Genomic DNA, 14,367 nt, shown 5'->3' with positions numbered 1-14,367 from the left:
TGAAGAACCAGTTCAAGTCGTCCAACGCGCCGCCGGGAAAGCGCTCCACGCAAGGGCTATCGACGACGTCTTGTATCCGGTTGATGTCGCCCCAGATGCGGTACCGACGGTCGCTGCCTCGGTACATCGTGACCTGGAACCGCGCAAGGCAAGCGTTCACTTCATCGAGATCCGAATCTTGCATCCGCTCCGCACTCCTTGGAACGACGAGTTGGACTCTGCCATGCAGCGCTGTGGAATGCACTCATCTGCCGCGGACAGGTAGACGCAACTGCCGATGAGCGGTCTTCGTGACATGCGTTCAGCGCGCGGTGCGGATAGCGTTTGAGGCGGTCGCCCGCTGGCGCCAGCCGCGGAAGGAGAACGTTATGGACAACGACTCAGCACTCATCATCGTGACGGTTCACGATTACTTCGACGGCTGGTTCGACGGTGACGTTTCGCGAATGGAGCGAGCGCTGCACCGCGATCTCGTAAAGCGGTCGTCTGAGCGGGACCAGGCATCCACACTCTCGTTCGTGACGGCTGAGCAGATGATCACCTGGACGGGCGAGGGCGAGGGCGTCCAGGTCGCCAGCGGTCTCGCCGACCGCACGATTGAGGTCGAGGTGCTCGACGTCAAGAACGACATCGCTTCAGCGCTTGTCCGTTCTGAGCCGTACCACGAGTACGTTCATCTCGTCCGCACTCGCGAGGGTTAGAAGATAGCGAATGCGCTCTGGTGTACGCCGTAGAACGTTCGATCTGTTCTGAGCCGGGCGCACGCATCTGTCGCGATTCGCGCGATCATGCCGGTGCTCACGTCTCAACCTGGCTGCATGCAGGAAAGCGCATTCGGTCGTGCTCGGGTGATCAGTCGAACCAGTTGGCCAGCGCCTTGGCCTCCTCGTCTCGTGGCACGGGCGAGAACGAGCTAGCGCTCACCGGGGCCACCATCCCGTGTGCCCGCCAGCGCCTGCTGGCGGAACCCGGCGACCGCCATCTCCACCACGCGGTCGTGCCCCCAGCGCATGAGCGGGTAGGCGACGAGCGCCGCGATGCGCAACGGTGTGCTCACCATGCCCAGCGACCACACCACCGCGACCTGCGCCCCGTCGTCGACGGGGTCCAGCCGTATGACCGCAAAGCCGCGCGCATCTCCGTCGATCGTCGCCTCGAGCACGTGCGGTCGCAGGGACCCCTCCAGCCGGATGTCCAGGGCCAGCCGATACGGGACCGGCGGAATGACGGTGGCGTGTAGCACGTTGCCGGTGACGAGCCGGTCCGAGTCGGCACCGAAGTCTCGCAGCCAGGCCCACCAGGACTCGAACTGGTCGAAGCGCTCGATAGTGTCCCACAGCTCGTTCGGCTCGACCGGGAACCAGAACGCGCCGCGGTAGTCTAACCGGTTCACAGCCGGCTCGACACCTGGTTGCCATGCGAGCCGGTGGTCCGCGGCATCGTCATACGCTCAGTCAAGCCCGTGATGGGACGCACCTCAAGGGACGCCCCCCGCGGTGATGTTGGTTGCCGAAACGCCCGTCACCGAGTCATGTGGGACAGCACACCCGGCCTCCTCGCCCGGCGGGAGGGCCGCCCCATTGCGGCGGTCGGCCTGGCGTGGAGGCACCGTAAGAGTCGTGGATGTCCGGGAACGCTCTGGACCGCCGACGACCTACCCTCCTCCAGTTGACCCGGGGTATCTGGCGCATTGGCGCGGGACGTCAATCGGATGCCTGCCAGCATCGTCCGCACATGGCTCCCCTCTGTGTCAACCGGCCTTGCGAAGTGGTGTCTTAGGCTGGCTGGTGGCGGGTCCGGGAAGTGGCTTGTCCGAAGAGCCGGTGTGGGGATGTGAGCCGGTCGCGCTGGAGTCAGAGTCGTGTCCCCGTTGCCCTCCCGGGCCCGTCGCTGCTCGGGCGATGGCGTCGTCGACCATCCGCCGGTACACGAGGTCGGACAGACGTCGTTTCAGGCAGCGCATCGCTTCCATCGAGGTCTTGCCCGAGGCCTTCTTGCGGTCGAAGTAGGCGCGACCTTCAGTGGGGGTGCGCAGCTGGACGGTGGCCATGATGTGCAGCACTCGGTTGATCTGCCGGTTGCCTGCCCGCGACAGCCGGTGCCGGACCTGGTCGCCGGAGGAGGCGTCGATGGGTGCGGTGCCGTTCCAGGACGCGAAGTGCGCCTTGGTGGGGAAGCGGGTGATGTCGGCGACCTCGACCAGCAGCCGGGCGGCTCCGGACGGGCCGATGCCGTGCAGGTCCATCAGGGTCGTGCCGGTCGCGGCGACGAGTTCCTTCAGCTCCTTGTCGGCCTCTTTCGAGCGTCGGTAGACGCGCTCGAGGTCGGCGATCAGCTCCGCGGCGACCCGCCGTCGTGCCTTACCGGCGACGTCGCGGGGACGGACCTTGGCCAGCAGGACCTTGGCCTGGGCGGCCGACAGGTACTTCTTCGCGCCGCCCGGGATCAGCTCCAGCAGCAGCTGGTGCAGCTGGCTGATCATCCGGGTGTGGTCCTCACCCAGGGACCGGCGGCGGTCGACCAGGATCCGCAGCAGCGCGAGCTGCTCGTCGTTGACCACCGGACGCAGCCCGCTCATCCGGGTGCCGACCAGGGCGACGGAGTGGGCGTCGGTGGCGTCGGTCCTACGACCCTGCCCGGTGGCGAACACCCGAGCCCGCGCGGACAGTTTCGGGGGGACGTCGACGACCTCCTCACCATCGGCGAGGAGTCGGTTGGCGATGTGCCGGCCGATGCCCTGGCAGCCCTCGATCGCCCAGACCCGGTCCGGCCACTGCTTGGCGTAGTTCTTCATTGCCGCGTAGCCGTCGCGGTCGGTGCCGAACCGGCCACCACCGACGATGGTCTCGTCGCCGGTCATCACCTCGATGGTGGCGGAACGCTTGTGCGGGTCCATACCGATGACCACGCGCTCAGGTGTGGAGCTCAACGAGTCCTCCGATGGATCCAACAGAGAGTTCGAGCCGGGAGGGCAACGCTACTTCGAGCAGAGCAAACCCCTCTTGAGCCTCTCCCCGCCCTGGGGTGACGCCCGGGACTGCGCAGGCCATGTGAGAGCCACACGACGTGCGTGGGCAGCCGATTTGCGAGCGACAGCCCGGACGTCTGGACCGAAGCCTGGCCGGGCCACGGTCCTGAGGCAATGAAACAAGTAGCCGCTTTCCGCGCGGAATGCCGATGAGCGGTCGTGCGGCGGGTGCTAATTAGCGCCCCATGTGAGGGTGGTGGTGCGTGCGAGGGTCGTGAAGCCAAGGGACTCGTAGAGGCGACGCGGTGCCGGGTACGCCTCGTCGCCGCGCGGACCCACGACGGACTGCGTCGCGCCGAGGTCACGGGCTGCCGACATGACGGCTGAGCAGACCGCCCGGGACAATCCGCGCCGTGCGTGGTCGGGGCTTGTGCCGACTGGTTCGAAGAGCACGCTTTTGGATCGGCCGTCGAACCAACCAAGCGCGAACGCGGCGGGGCTGCCGTCGGGTGCGCAGACGACGAGATCGAGTTCGCATCGATAGATGCTGACAGCTTTCATTGCCCGGTACTTTTCAAGCGTGAACCCGCTGGGCGGCTCATTGCCGGTCATGGTCAGTCCCAGTAGGGCCTTGATACGAGCAGGTGCCCAAGCTTGACGGTGCGCGTCGACCCGCACGTGTTCTCCCGCGATGTCGGCCGAAACGATGGCGTATCCCGACGGCAGGATCGGCTGTGGAATCCGGTCCAGGTCCCGATGCTGGAGCAGGAAAAACGGACCACCTACCTCACGCGCGCCATGTGCCCGCACGGCGTCAGCCATTGGGGCGTCCGAGGCGAGACTGATCGTGCCCTGCGGTGCGACCGTGCGGATCTGCTCGAACGCGGCGCGACGATCGTCCGGCGCGAGGCCGGGCGAGAAGTGTCCGTCGACCTCAGCCGGCGCACCGTCCTGAAGCCACAATTCGGCAAACCAGCCCTCGCCCTGCAGGTTGATGTCTGCCGGTGGAGCACTGTCGCACCCGCTCCCGTGCCAGGCGATGTTGCCCGGGTGCAGTTGCTGCGTCGGCGTCCACGTGCGAGCGACCAGGTCAATGCGGGCATCGAGGTCCATGCGTCAACCCAACCAGTGCCCGGCCTGCTGAACACTGCATTTTCTCGTCGGGTCGCGGTTGCTCGCCTCGAAGCGACACACGAGTAGCGCCCGCTCATGCCGCCGGGCGTGCGCTCGCAGACGCACTACTGCCGCTCGCCCCCTGGAGTGGCGGACACGTTCTCAGGTTGATCACGAAACCCCTCGGCGAGCCCGGTCAGTTTCGCGACGTACGCCGGCCAGTCATACCCGCCTGGCACGTTGTCGCCCGGCTGCCGCCACCCCACGCTGCCATCGACCTGTTCGCGCAGGATGTCCGCCTGGCCGTTGTGCTGCGCGAGGTCGTTGAAGTTGTGCACCAGGATCCAGTGCAGCGTGACCTCCCTGCCACCCCAGTGCCGGACGTGGCCGACGGTGTCGAGATCGAGCAGTTCGAGGGTCTGCTCGCAGTGGGTGATCAGTCGGCGGTAGAGATCGATGATGCCGGCGGTGGTCTCGTCGGCGGTGGCGTACCAGTCGGCCTGCGGATCGACCTCGTACGCCGATTCGGCGACCAGCTCATCCGCGTAAGGGAACGGGCGTCCGAAGGTGACGCCGAGATACACCGCTTCCACGTTGAGGACGTGCTTGATGATGCCGATCAGGCTGGTTCCGGTCGGTGTGCGGGGCATCCGGGCCTCGTACTCCGACAGGTCCTCGACCTTGGAGATCAGCGCGTCGCGGCGTTCCTTGTAGTACCGCTGCCAGATGGCCTTCTGGTCGGTGGACATGTTCCGAGCCTAGGCCGTGTCGCTTCGGTACTGGCGTCAAGCACAGCGAGCGCACGGACATGCCGCCGTCCGCGCGGACGTGCCGAGATGAGGAGGACGCATAGCCGCTACCGTCTCGGTCATGGACCACGCCCCGCACTTGATCGTGCTGCGCGGCAACTCCGCGTCTGGCAAGAGCACCGTGGCCAGCGAGCTTCAGGGCAATCTCGGTGCGGGTACAGCGAACATTGGACAGGACCACTTTCGCCGGGTTGTCCTGCGTGAGCACGACATTGCCAACGGCGACAACATCGGCCTCCTGGCGAACACCATCTGCTACTGCGCGGGCATCGGGTACAACGTCATCATCGAGGGCATTCTCGTGTCGTCGCACTATCGCGAGATGTTGTGCCGGGTCATCGCTGAGCATCCGGGGCCATCCCACGTCTTCTACCTGGAGGTGTCGTTCGACGAGGCGTTGCGACGGCACCAAGGGCGCCCCCTCGGCTTGGAGGTGTCGCCTGAGGAGTTCCGGCGTTGGTACGTCCCGTCTGATTTGCTCGGCGTACCTAACGAAGTCGTGCTCGACGCGACCGCGGACGTCCGGGTGACCGTCGACGCGATCATGTCCGCGCTTGGCAACCCGGTGTTCACAGCGAGAGACGCCCGCCGCTTCCTCTAGAGGGGCGTCGGAATCGCACGCACATGCCGCTGTCCGCGCTGTCGGGCCGAAGAGCGTGCGCTCGCAGTTAGGCTGCGGTCTTGTGAAACCCGGGTCCTGGATCGCCGAGACCGGCGACTCCTATGACCGGGTCGCCGATCGGTATGCCGACCTCGTGCGGGCCGGTTTGGAGGCCCTTCCGCTCGAGAAGCGGCTCGTCGACCACTTCGCACAGAGAGTCGCCGAGGCGGGCGGAGGGCCGGTACTCGACATCGGGTGCGGACCTGGCTTGCTGACCCGAGACCTGGCGTCACGAGGTCTGGCGGTCTCGGGCATCGACATCTCGACCGCGATGCTCCGCCTGGCACGCACCAAAACCCAAGACTCGGCTTCGCCGCAGCGTCGCTTACACAGATCCCCGTTGCCGACGGTGCGACCGCAGGCGTCTTCTGCTGGTACGTGCTGCACCATGTCCCGGACGAGGACCTTAGGGCCGCGATCCGAGAAGTCGCTCGGGTGATCGCCCCAAGCGGTTCTCTCATGCTCGGCGGCCACGTCGGCGACAGCACGTACGTCAAGACCGAGGGCTACGGCGGTCTCCCCATGCGAGTGCTCTTCGCTCGCCGCAGCCCCGAAACCTACGCGCACCTTCTGCGCGATGCCGGACTGGTGGTCGACGCCACCGTCGCGCTCGGCCCGGACTATCCGGCTTCCGGAGCCATCTGGCTCGCGCACAAACCAGTCTGACGTCCAATCGCGGTCACCACTAATGCACGGATCTGCCCCGCAGAGCGATCGCCGGTTCATGCCCCGATGAGCGACGTGGTTGGGATTCAGGTCGCCGCGGCCACGAGGGTGTCGCCGAGTGCGGTGCGCCAATAGAGCACTTCCCGTCCGGATCTGCGTCGCAGCACAAGGCCCGCGCCGAGCAGCACCTTGAGGTGGTCGCCCACGGTGCCAAGCGAGAGCCCGGTGACAACCGTCAGCTGGGTGGTGCTCGCCGGATCGCTGAGAGCGGTGAGTAGGGCGGCGCGGTTCCTGCCCACCAGGGACGCCAGACCGTCGTGGACGGTCGCGTCCGGTGAGGCGAGTGCCCCGGCGACCGGGTAGTACAGGGCGTACCTGTAAGGAATGTCCCAGCCCACCATGGAGCCGGTGCCATTGACCGGGACGAAGAAGAGCTGCGAGTCGGGGTCGAGCATTCGCGTGGGTAGGCCGTAGCGATTGATCCGCAGCTCGCCGTTGCCGATCCACTCCCGGTCGCGGCCGAGGTCGTGGAGGACCGCCGCCCAGCCGTGGGAGGCCAACCGTGAGGTGCGGGAGACGATGTCCGCTCGCAGAATCCGTTCCCGTCGCGGCCAGTCTGTGGAGAGCGTGCGGGTCCAGACCCAATCGAGGAGTTCAGTGGCGTACGTGGTCACACCCGGTCGGTTGAGCATCCGTGGGAGCGGGCCTGTGGCAACCTCACGCAGGTCCGTTCGGATCCGGGCGTCGCCGAGCGCCTCGACCAGCGCGAGCTCGTCATAGAAATCCATCGACGTGTCGGTGGGTGGAAGTCCCAGGAAGTCGGCGACCCATCCCCGTCGGAGGGAATGGGCGAGCAGCGCAGCGCGGCCCGGGTGCTCGGCCAGCATCTGTCGGAACGAGTCCAGATGGGCAGCGACGAACGCACGCTGTCGGCCCTCCTCGGGAGATGCGAGCGCGAAGATCGCCTCGACTACATCGGCCATCGGCGAGATCGCGAACCGGGCCCGGGCCAGCAGGTCGGCCGGCACCTTCCACATGCCCATGTTTCGCCTCCAACCGAAACATTACCGCGAGCGTCTCGTCACAGGTCATGCTGCGTTGGTGCGCACCTACACCGAACTGTTCGCGTTCAGTGAGTTCCGGGTCCTGTTCATCTCCACGTGCCTCAACGTCGGCGCCTCGTCGATGGCATCGCTGGCACTGGGCACGATCACGTTCACGACAACCGACTCCGCCGCGTTGACCGCACTGGCCATGTTCGGCGGTCCGCTGGTGACGCTGCTGGGCTCGACGCTGCTGCTGTCCGCCTCCGACCTGCTGCGGCCCCGGTTCGCCATCCTCCTCATCGGGGCGTTGCTGACCGCGGTGAACGCCGTACAGGCGTTGCCTGACCTGCCGCTGGCGGTGCGGTTCGTGCTGGTCGCCCTGCCCTTCCTGGCAATGTCAGCCACAGCGGGCAGCGGGATCGCGGTGATGTCGGAGATCCTTCCCCCCGAGGGGTTCGTGCTCGGACGCTCGACCCTCAACATTGCGGTTGGCGTCATGCAGATCGTTGGCTATGGAACCGCCGGGCTGTTGCTGCTGGTGTTCTCGACCAGCGAGCTGTTCCTGGCCGCGGCCAGCACCGGCGCGATCTCCCTGGTGTTGGTGCGCCTCGGTCTGCGCGAACGACCGGCCCGGGCAACCGGCCCGGTCGTGAAGCGCACCCGCACGGTGAACCGGCAGCTACTCGGGTCGCGGCTGCTTCGTCCGATCTACCTCTGCCTCTGGGTGCCCAACGGACTGATCGTCGGCTGCGAGGCGCTGTTCGTGCCCTACGCCGGGCAACGCGCCGGTTTCCTGTTCGCCTCTGCGGCGGCGGGCATGCTGGTGGGCGACGTCGTTGTCGGCCGGTTCCTTAGCGAGCAGCGCCGCGACAGGCTGATCGAGCCGCTGCGCCTGCTGCTCGCCGCGCCGTTTCTGGTGTTCTGGCTGGTGCCAGGACTCGGCATCGCGATCGCTGCAGCGTTCCTCGCCTCCATCGGATACGGCGCCAGCCTGCCGCTTCAGGAACGGCTGCTCGCGCACACCACACCGGACCAACGCGGGCACGTGCTCGGACTGCGGGGTACCGGAATGATGGTCATGCAGGGCGTCGGTGCAGGGCTCGGTGGCCTGCTCAGCGACGTCTTCAACGCCGGCGTGACCGGCACCGCCTATGCCATGGGCATCCTCGCCGTCGCGTCCCTCATCGTGACCGCGACGCTCACCCCCGGCCTGCGCCGCTCCAGGCCGACGCCAGTCAGCGATCCCCTCAACAGGCCGCCTTCGCCCGTCCAGCGAAGCGCACCGCCGCAGTAAGCGACCAGGGAACAGGGCGAGTGGATCGGTCCTGATGGCGACCAGGACCGTACGACGTACGGCTTCAGTGGTTGCCCCCGACGGAATCAGCATCGCCTGCCCTCCGCGAGTTGGGCATGGACGAGACTCAGATCGGAACCGGGACTCGTCACCGGAGACGGTCAAGTCCCAGGTAGTGGTGTAGCGCTGCGTTCCTTCTGTCGGGTCAGGCGGTGAGTGCGGGCAGTTGATCAGCTCCGATCTCGGTGTCGTTGTCGGGGACGATGGTGACGCGGCAGCGGGCGAGGACTTCGAGTCCGAGGTAGCGGCGTCCTTCGGCCCATTCGTCGGTCTGCTCGGCCAGGACGGCGCCGACGAGCCGGACGATGGCTTCGCGGGTGGGGAAGATGCCGACGGCGTCGGTGCGGCCGCGGATCTCGCGGTTGAGTCGTTCGGCGGGGTTGTTGGACCAGATCTGGGTCCAGACGTCTTTGGGGAACTCGGTGAAGGCCAGGATGTCGGCGCGGGCGGTGTCGAGGTGGTTGTGGACCTCGGGCAGTTTGCCGTCGACGTAGTCGAGCAGCCGGTCGAACTGGGCGTGCACCGCGGGTCGGTCGGGCTGGTCGTAGACGCTGTGCAGCATCGCCTTGACCGCTGGCCACATGCTCTTCGGTGTCACGCTCATGAGGTTCGCTGAGTAGTGGGTCCGGCAGCGTTGCCAGGCAGCGCCGGGCAGGTTCGCCGCGACGGCGTCGACGAGCCCGGCGTGGGCGTCGCTGGTGACCAGGCGGACCCCGGCCAGGCCGCGGGCGACCAGGTCGGCGAAGAACTCGTTCCATGCTGCACCGGTCTCGCTGGTCGCGACCCGCATGCCGAGGACCTCGCGGTGCCCGTCGCCGTTGACCCCGGTCGCCAAGAGCACCACGGCGTTGATCACGCGTCCGCCTTCGCGGACCTTCATCGTCAGCGCGTCGGCAGCGACGAACGTGAACGGTCCGGCGGTGTCGAGGGGCCGGTGGCGGAACTGCTCGACGTGCTCGTCGAGCTCGGCGGCCATCCGCGAGACCTGCGACTTCGACAGCGAGTCGATGCCGAGGGTCTTGACCAGCTTGTCCATCCGCCGGGTGGACACGCCGGCGAGGTAGCAGTCCGCGACCACGGTGATCAGCGCGGCCTCGGCACGCTTGCGGCGCTCGAGCAGCCACTCGGGAAAGTAGGTGCCCCTGCGCAGCTTCGGCACCGCGACCTCGATCGTGCCGACCCGGGTGTCCAGGTCCCGATGCCTATAGCCGTTGCGCTGCGCGACCCGACCCGGAGAGGGACGCCCGTACTCGGCCCCGACCACGGCATCGGCGTCCGCGGACAGCAGGGCGTTGATGATCGTCTGCAACAACCCGCGCATCAGATCCGGACTCGCCTCGGCAAGGGCTTCGCCGAGCAGGCGCGCAGGGTCGACAATGTGTGGTGCGGTCATCGTGATGACTCCATTCGAGAGTGCTGTGAGAGGTTCACTCGAAGGATCACGCGGTGGCCGCGTCTTCGTCTGCCGTACACGCCGGTGACGATCCTGGCGACCGCGCTACACCACCATCGGGGACTCAACTCCGGAGACGCGCGTCGTTGCCTAAGGAACCCGCGTTAACGAACGCCCTCATCTGCCGCGGAGAGTGAAACTCTGTCATGGCTCCCCTCTGTGTCAACCGGCCTTGCGAAGTGGTGTCTTAGGCTGGCTGGTGGCGGGTCCGGGAAGTGGCTTGTCCGAAGAGCCGGTGTGGGGATGTGAGCCGGTCGCGCTGGAGTCAGAGTCGTGTCCCCGTTGCCCTCCCGGGCCCGTCGCTGCTCGGGCGATGGCGTCGTCGACCATCCGCCGGTACACGAGGTCGGACAGACGTCGTTTCAGGCAGCGCATCGCTTCCATCGAGGTCTTGCCCGAGGCCTTCTTGCGGTCGAAGTAGGCGCGACCTTCAGTGGGGGTGCGCAGCTGGACGGTGGCCATGATGTGCAGCACTCGGTTGATCTGCCGGTTGCCTGCCCGCGACAGCCGGTGCCGGACCTGGTCGCCGGAGGAGGCGTCGATGGGTGCGGTGCCGTTCCAGGACGCGAAGTGCGCCTTGGTGGGGAAGCGGGTGATGTCGGCGACCTCGACCAGCAGCCGGGCGGCTCCGGACGGGCCGATGCCGTGCAGGTCCATCAGGGTCGTGCCGGTCGCGGCGACGAGTTCCTTCAGCTCCTTGTCGGCCTCTTTCGAGCGTCGGTAGACGCGCTCGAGGTCGGCGATCAGCTCCGCGGCGACCCGCCGTCGTGCCTTACCGGCGACGTCGCGGGGACGGACCTTGGCCAGCAGGACCTTGGCCTGGGCGGCCGACAGGTACTTCTTCGCGCCGCCCGGGATCAGCTCCAGCAGCAGCTGGTGCAGCTGGCTGATCATCCGGGTGTGGTCCTCACCCAGGGACCGGCGGCGGTCGACCAGGATCCGCAGCAGCGCGAGCTGCTCGTCGTTGACCACCGGACGCAGCCCGCTCATCCGGGTGCCGACCAGGGCGACGGAGTGGGCGTCGGTGGCGTCGGTCTTACGACCCTGCCCGGTGGCGAACACCCGAGCCCGCGCGGACAGTTTCGGGGGGACGTCGACGACCTCCTCACCATCGGCGAGGAGTCGGTTGGCGATGTGCCGGCCGATGCCCTGGCAGCCCTCGATCGCCCAGACCCGGTCCGGCCACTGCTTGGCGTAGTTCTTCATTGCCGCGTAGCCGTCGCGGTCGGTGCCGAACCGGCCACCACCGACGATGGTCTCGTCGCCGGTCATCACCTCGATGGTGGCGGAACGCTTGTGCGGGTCCATACCGATGACCACGCGCTCAGGTGTGGAGCTCAACGAGTCCTCCGATGGATCCAACAGAGAGTTCGAGCCGGGAGGGCAACGCTACTTCGAGCAGAGCAAACCCCTCTTGAGCCTCTCCCCGCCCTGGGGTGACGCCCGGGACTGCGCAGGCCATGTGAGAGCCACACGACGTGCGTGGGCAGCCGATTTGCGAGCGACAGCCCGGACGTCTGGACCGAAGCCTGGCCGGGCCACGGTCCTGAGGCAATGAAACAAGTAGCCGATAGCAGCGCAACTACAGGTGGCGGCGAACGAAACCGAAGGTGGGTCCGGAGCGTCACAATCATGTGACGGCCTCACTGCCGTTGAAGGGGGGACTCCCAGGTGCGATTGACTCGCCTCGCCAAGCCGCTGGCGGTAACCGGTTTGGCGTTGAGCACCATAATCAACGCGACCGGCTGGTACTTGGCTGCCCATTCAAGGGGCAACCACCACTTCGACTCATGCAGCGTGGATGTGGACGGCACCCTTGTGCTGCGCTACACGTACGGGGCAGGCGACAAAGTCACGACCTTAGTCGCACCGAACGATCAGGCCATCGTGGTGTCCCTCCATCTCGACACCGCACCCGGCCCTCACCCGGCCATCGCATTGCACGGCGAGACTCGTGTCGATACGTTCGGCGGGCTGCGGAACCGGCAAGTCAAGGACGCTGACGGCACCATCCTGGCTTGCGCCGGAGACTTGTAGTCCCCGTCCCCAGTCTTTCCTGACATCAGCGTAAGGCGGTTTACGTCAAGCGTCGGGTCAGTGCCGCGTCCGTCGTCTGTCCCTGCATAGCGGTGAATCGGGCTGTGCCCGACAGCGTGTAATCGGGTTGAGGAGACGACGGACGGGCTGCCCATGATGTCCGGCGAGGTACTCGGTGGTCCTCGATGCCGCGTAGGGCTCGCCCCGACCGTCAGCTTGCGGATGCCGCCGACGCTGGGGTGGGTCAGGCAGCCAGGGTGGTGGTCTCATTCGTGCCTCGGGTGCCGTTCGTGGCGATGACCGGGTCCCACGCTCGGCCGGCGGTGATCACCGCGTGCAGGTGTCGCAGGATCGCGGCGGCGATCACGGTCTGCGCCTGGGTCGGGGTGAGCCGGTTGTCCTCCCGGGTGGTCAGGTGGCGGTAGCGGGCGGCGTAGACGGTGTTGGTCTGCAGCGATCCCCAGACCGCGCGCCAGGCGGCCAGCCGTAGCCCGGGGCGGCCCTGCCCGGTGAGCTTGGTGCGGCCGGTGAAGGTGCCGGACAGCTTCTCCCGGGGTGCCAAGCCGGCGTGCTTGACCAATGCCCGGGCGGTGGCGAACCGGGTCGGGTCGCCGGTCTCGGCGAGGATCGCCGCGGCGCCGACCGGTGACAGTCCATGGATGCTGGTGACCAGCTCGGTGAGCTCGAGCTCGTCGAGCACCGCAGTCATCCGTGCCTCGGTGTCGACGAGCTTGCGCTGGGTGTCGGCCCAGTCCTCCAGCAGCAGCTGCACCCGCTCCAATGCACCGCGACGGTGGGCGACCACGCCGGTCGGGTCGGCCAGTGCGGTGAACAGCTTGCGGACGATCCGCAGGCACGGTCTCTGACCGCCCCGGTTGGTGATCTCGCGTCGCACGGCGGTCTCGAACCGGATCAGGCCGAGTCGGCGGGTGCGGGTGAAGTCGCCGCCGTCGCGGTCCAGGATCACCCACAGCGCCGCCGCCCAGGTCTTGGACCGGAACGGCCAGTTGGCGGTCTCCAGCGCGGCCGGCCACACGCACTCGAGCAGGTCGCGGATCTGCTGGACCTGGGCACCGGCCTCGACGATCAGCCGTTCCCGGCGGGCCCCCAGGTGCCGTAGCCGGCCCCAGGTCTCGTCGACCGGTTCGGGGATGTAGCAGCGCAGCTGTGCGGTCAGCCGGGCGATCAGCACCGCGTCCTTGTCGTCGGTCTTGTCGAACGTCAGGTCCTCGGCGCGGCGAGCCCAGGAGGTGACCATCGGCTGCACGCACACGAACGGCATAGACCGATCGGCGGCGAGTTGGCCGAGCACCCGCCACCGGTGTCCGGTCGGCTCACACGAGACCGTCACCCCGGCCCAGCCCTTGCCGGCCGCGCGCTGCGCGGCCCAGTCCAACGCGATCCCGAGATCCCAGGCCCGGCAGCGGAACGTCTTGCGGGCCAGCACCTTGGAGTCGTGATCGGTGACCACGACCATCTGCTTCTTGTCGGCCAGGTCGATCGCGACGATCGCGTGGTCTACCGGCACCAGCTCCCGCAGCCTCGCCAGCCGAGCGTTCCTTCCGGTCACCCCGTGACACGCCATTACCGTTGGTCATGAACGTCCTCCTGTCTGCGATGGGACACCAAGCCCGACAAGCGCAGCAGGGGGACGTTCCTCCGTCTACACCTCAGCGCGCAGAACGTCTTTCTATGCCGCGATCCGCGCGGACTTGCCGATGAGCTTGCTCCCCAGCTAGCGCGCTTCGCTGGCGAGGTCCTCGTAGATCCGGTCGCTTTCCTCATCGGGGACGGAGTCGGCGACGAAGACCACGAAGGAGTCCGTCTTGCCCGACCGGACACCCAGGACCTTGGCCGGCGGGTAGTTCGCGAATGTCCACGTCGTGACGTGGCGTGGTGACTCGGGGAAGACCGAATCAGCTGCGTCTGGACCCATGTCTTCACAGTCAGCCTCTTCTGCCGACGAACGCTTGGTTGCGCTGCGTTCGGTGTAGCCGTGGGAGGTGTAGACGATGCCGGCTGCTCTCACCTGGGCCGAACAGTCACTAGAGGTCTGGGAACCGCCCGTCCCTGCGCAACTGGTCAAGGCGAAGTTGAGCGTCACGGCAACGGTCACTGCGGCAGCCTTCATGGTCACAGTCTCCTTCTCTTGTGACTGCGACGGCTGCTTACCGTTGTGGTTCCCGAACGTACGTAGCCGCGTCGCGTGCGCTGCGGCCAAACGGATCCGGCCGCAGATGGTGACGTCCTGACGATGAGC

Annotated in this window: 14 protein-coding genes and 1 pseudogene; 6 read left to right on the top strand and 9 right to left on the bottom strand. The window is 67.1% G+C overall.

Going from position 1 to position 14,367, the window contains the following annotated elements; translation table 11 throughout:
- Positions 1–368 precede the first annotated feature (368 nt).
- A complete protein-coding gene (locus H9L09_RS10715) occupies positions 369–701 on the top strand; it encodes a nuclear transport factor 2 family protein (RefSeq protein ID WP_187580559.1) in 333 nt (110 codons plus the stop codon).
- Between the two features lie 212 nt (positions 702–913).
- On the opposite strand, the gene H9L09_RS10710 is transcribed toward H9L09_RS10715, so the two are convergent.
- The 4 genes from H9L09_RS10710 to H9L09_RS10695 form a co-directional block, all read right to left on the bottom strand.
- Entirely contained in the window at positions 914–1,393 is a 480-nt protein-coding gene (locus H9L09_RS10710; RefSeq protein WP_187580558.1) for an SRPBCC family protein, read from the bottom strand.
- Between the two features lie 357 nt (positions 1,394–1,750).
- A complete protein-coding gene (locus H9L09_RS10705) occupies positions 1,751–2,929 on the bottom strand; it encodes an IS110 family RNA-guided transposase (protein ID WP_223164294.1) in 1,179 nt (392 codons plus the stop codon).
- 270 nt (positions 2,930–3,199) lie between these two features.
- On the bottom strand, positions 3,200–4,081 hold the full coding sequence (locus tag H9L09_RS10700; protein WP_187580557.1) for a GNAT family N-acetyltransferase: 882 nt from the start codon (positions 4,079–4,081) through the stop codon (positions 3,200–3,202).
- A 125-nt stretch (positions 4,082–4,206) separates the two neighbouring features.
- Positions 4,207–4,830, bottom strand: a complete 624-nt coding sequence (locus H9L09_RS10695) for a DinB family protein (protein ID WP_187580556.1) — start codon at positions 4,828–4,830, stop codon at positions 4,207–4,209.
- A gap of 121 nt (positions 4,831–4,951) precedes the next feature.
- On the opposite strand from H9L09_RS10695, the gene H9L09_RS10690 reads away from it, so the two are divergent.
- From H9L09_RS10690 to H9L09_RS10680, 3 genes and pseudogenes are all read left to right on the top strand, one after another.
- A complete protein-coding gene (locus H9L09_RS10690; protein ID WP_187580555.1) occupies positions 4,952–5,491 on the top strand; it encodes an AAA family ATPase in 540 nt (179 codons plus the stop codon).
- 55 nt (positions 5,492–5,546) lie between these two features.
- Positions 5,547–5,953: pseudogene (locus tag H9L09_RS22785) on the top strand (class I SAM-dependent DNA methyltransferase); the annotation flags it as partial.
- Positions 5,954–5,986: 33 nt separating this feature from the next.
- Positions 5,987–6,217 (top strand): hypothetical protein, encoded by a 231-nt coding sequence (locus tag H9L09_RS10680; RefSeq protein ID WP_187580553.1) that lies wholly within the window; start codon positions 5,987–5,989, stop codon positions 6,215–6,217.
- An 86-nt stretch (positions 6,218–6,303) separates the two neighbouring features.
- Here the strand turns inward: H9L09_RS10680 and H9L09_RS10675 are convergent, their stop codons facing one another.
- Positions 6,304–7,260: an ArsR/SmtB family transcription factor gene (locus H9L09_RS10675; RefSeq protein WP_187580552.1), complete on the bottom strand. Its 957-nt coding sequence runs from the start codon at positions 7,258–7,260 to the stop codon at positions 6,304–6,306.
- Between the two features lie 58 nt (positions 7,261–7,318).
- Here H9L09_RS10675 and H9L09_RS10670 point away from each other — a divergent pair, with 58 nt between their 5' ends.
- Positions 7,319–8,557 carry an MFS transporter gene (locus H9L09_RS10670; protein WP_187580551.1) on the top strand — a complete coding sequence of 413 codons (1,239 nt, stop codon included), beginning with the start codon at positions 7,319–7,321 and terminating at the stop codon, positions 8,555–8,557.
- Positions 8,558–8,762: 205 nt separating this feature from the next.
- Here the strand turns inward: H9L09_RS10670 and H9L09_RS10665 are convergent, their stop codons facing one another.
- Both H9L09_RS10665 and H9L09_RS10660 read right to left on the bottom strand, forming a co-directional pair.
- Positions 8,763–10,010 carry an IS256 family transposase gene (locus tag H9L09_RS10665; protein ID WP_187580550.1) on the bottom strand — a complete coding sequence of 416 codons (1,248 nt, stop codon included), beginning with the start codon at positions 10,008–10,010 and terminating at the stop codon, positions 8,763–8,765.
- A gap of 222 nt (positions 10,011–10,232) precedes the next feature.
- Positions 10,233–11,411 carry an IS110 family RNA-guided transposase gene (locus H9L09_RS10660; RefSeq protein ID WP_223164293.1) on the bottom strand — a complete coding sequence of 393 codons (1,179 nt, stop codon included), beginning with the start codon at positions 11,409–11,411 and terminating at the stop codon, positions 10,233–10,235.
- 330 nt (positions 11,412–11,741) lie between these two features.
- On the opposite strand from H9L09_RS10660, the gene H9L09_RS10655 reads away from it, so the two are divergent.
- Positions 11,742–12,107, top strand: coding sequence for a hypothetical protein (locus tag H9L09_RS10655; RefSeq protein ID WP_187580549.1), 366 nt, complete (start codon positions 11,742–11,744; stop codon positions 12,105–12,107).
- A 244-nt stretch (positions 12,108–12,351) separates the two neighbouring features.
- On the opposite strand, the gene H9L09_RS10650 is transcribed toward H9L09_RS10655, so the two are convergent.
- A complete protein-coding gene (locus H9L09_RS10650; RefSeq protein ID WP_187580548.1) occupies positions 12,352–13,635 on the bottom strand; it encodes an IS110 family RNA-guided transposase in 1,284 nt (427 codons plus the stop codon).
- A gap of 207 nt (positions 13,636–13,842) precedes the next feature.
- Positions 13,843–14,238 carry a DUF6281 family protein gene (locus H9L09_RS10645; RefSeq protein WP_187580547.1) on the bottom strand — a complete coding sequence of 132 codons (396 nt, stop codon included), beginning with the start codon at positions 14,236–14,238 and terminating at the stop codon, positions 13,843–13,845.
- Between the last annotated feature and the right edge of the window lie 129 nt (positions 14,239–14,367).

It is taken from the genome of Nocardioides mesophilus (genome assembly GCF_014395785.1).
Taxonomy (GTDB): Bacteria; Actinomycetota; Actinomycetes; order Propionibacteriales; family Nocardioidaceae; genus Nocardioides_B; species Nocardioides_B mesophilus.
The sequence above is the reverse complement of the archived record's forward strand: the minus strand, read 5'-3'. Positions and strand labels throughout refer to the sequence as shown.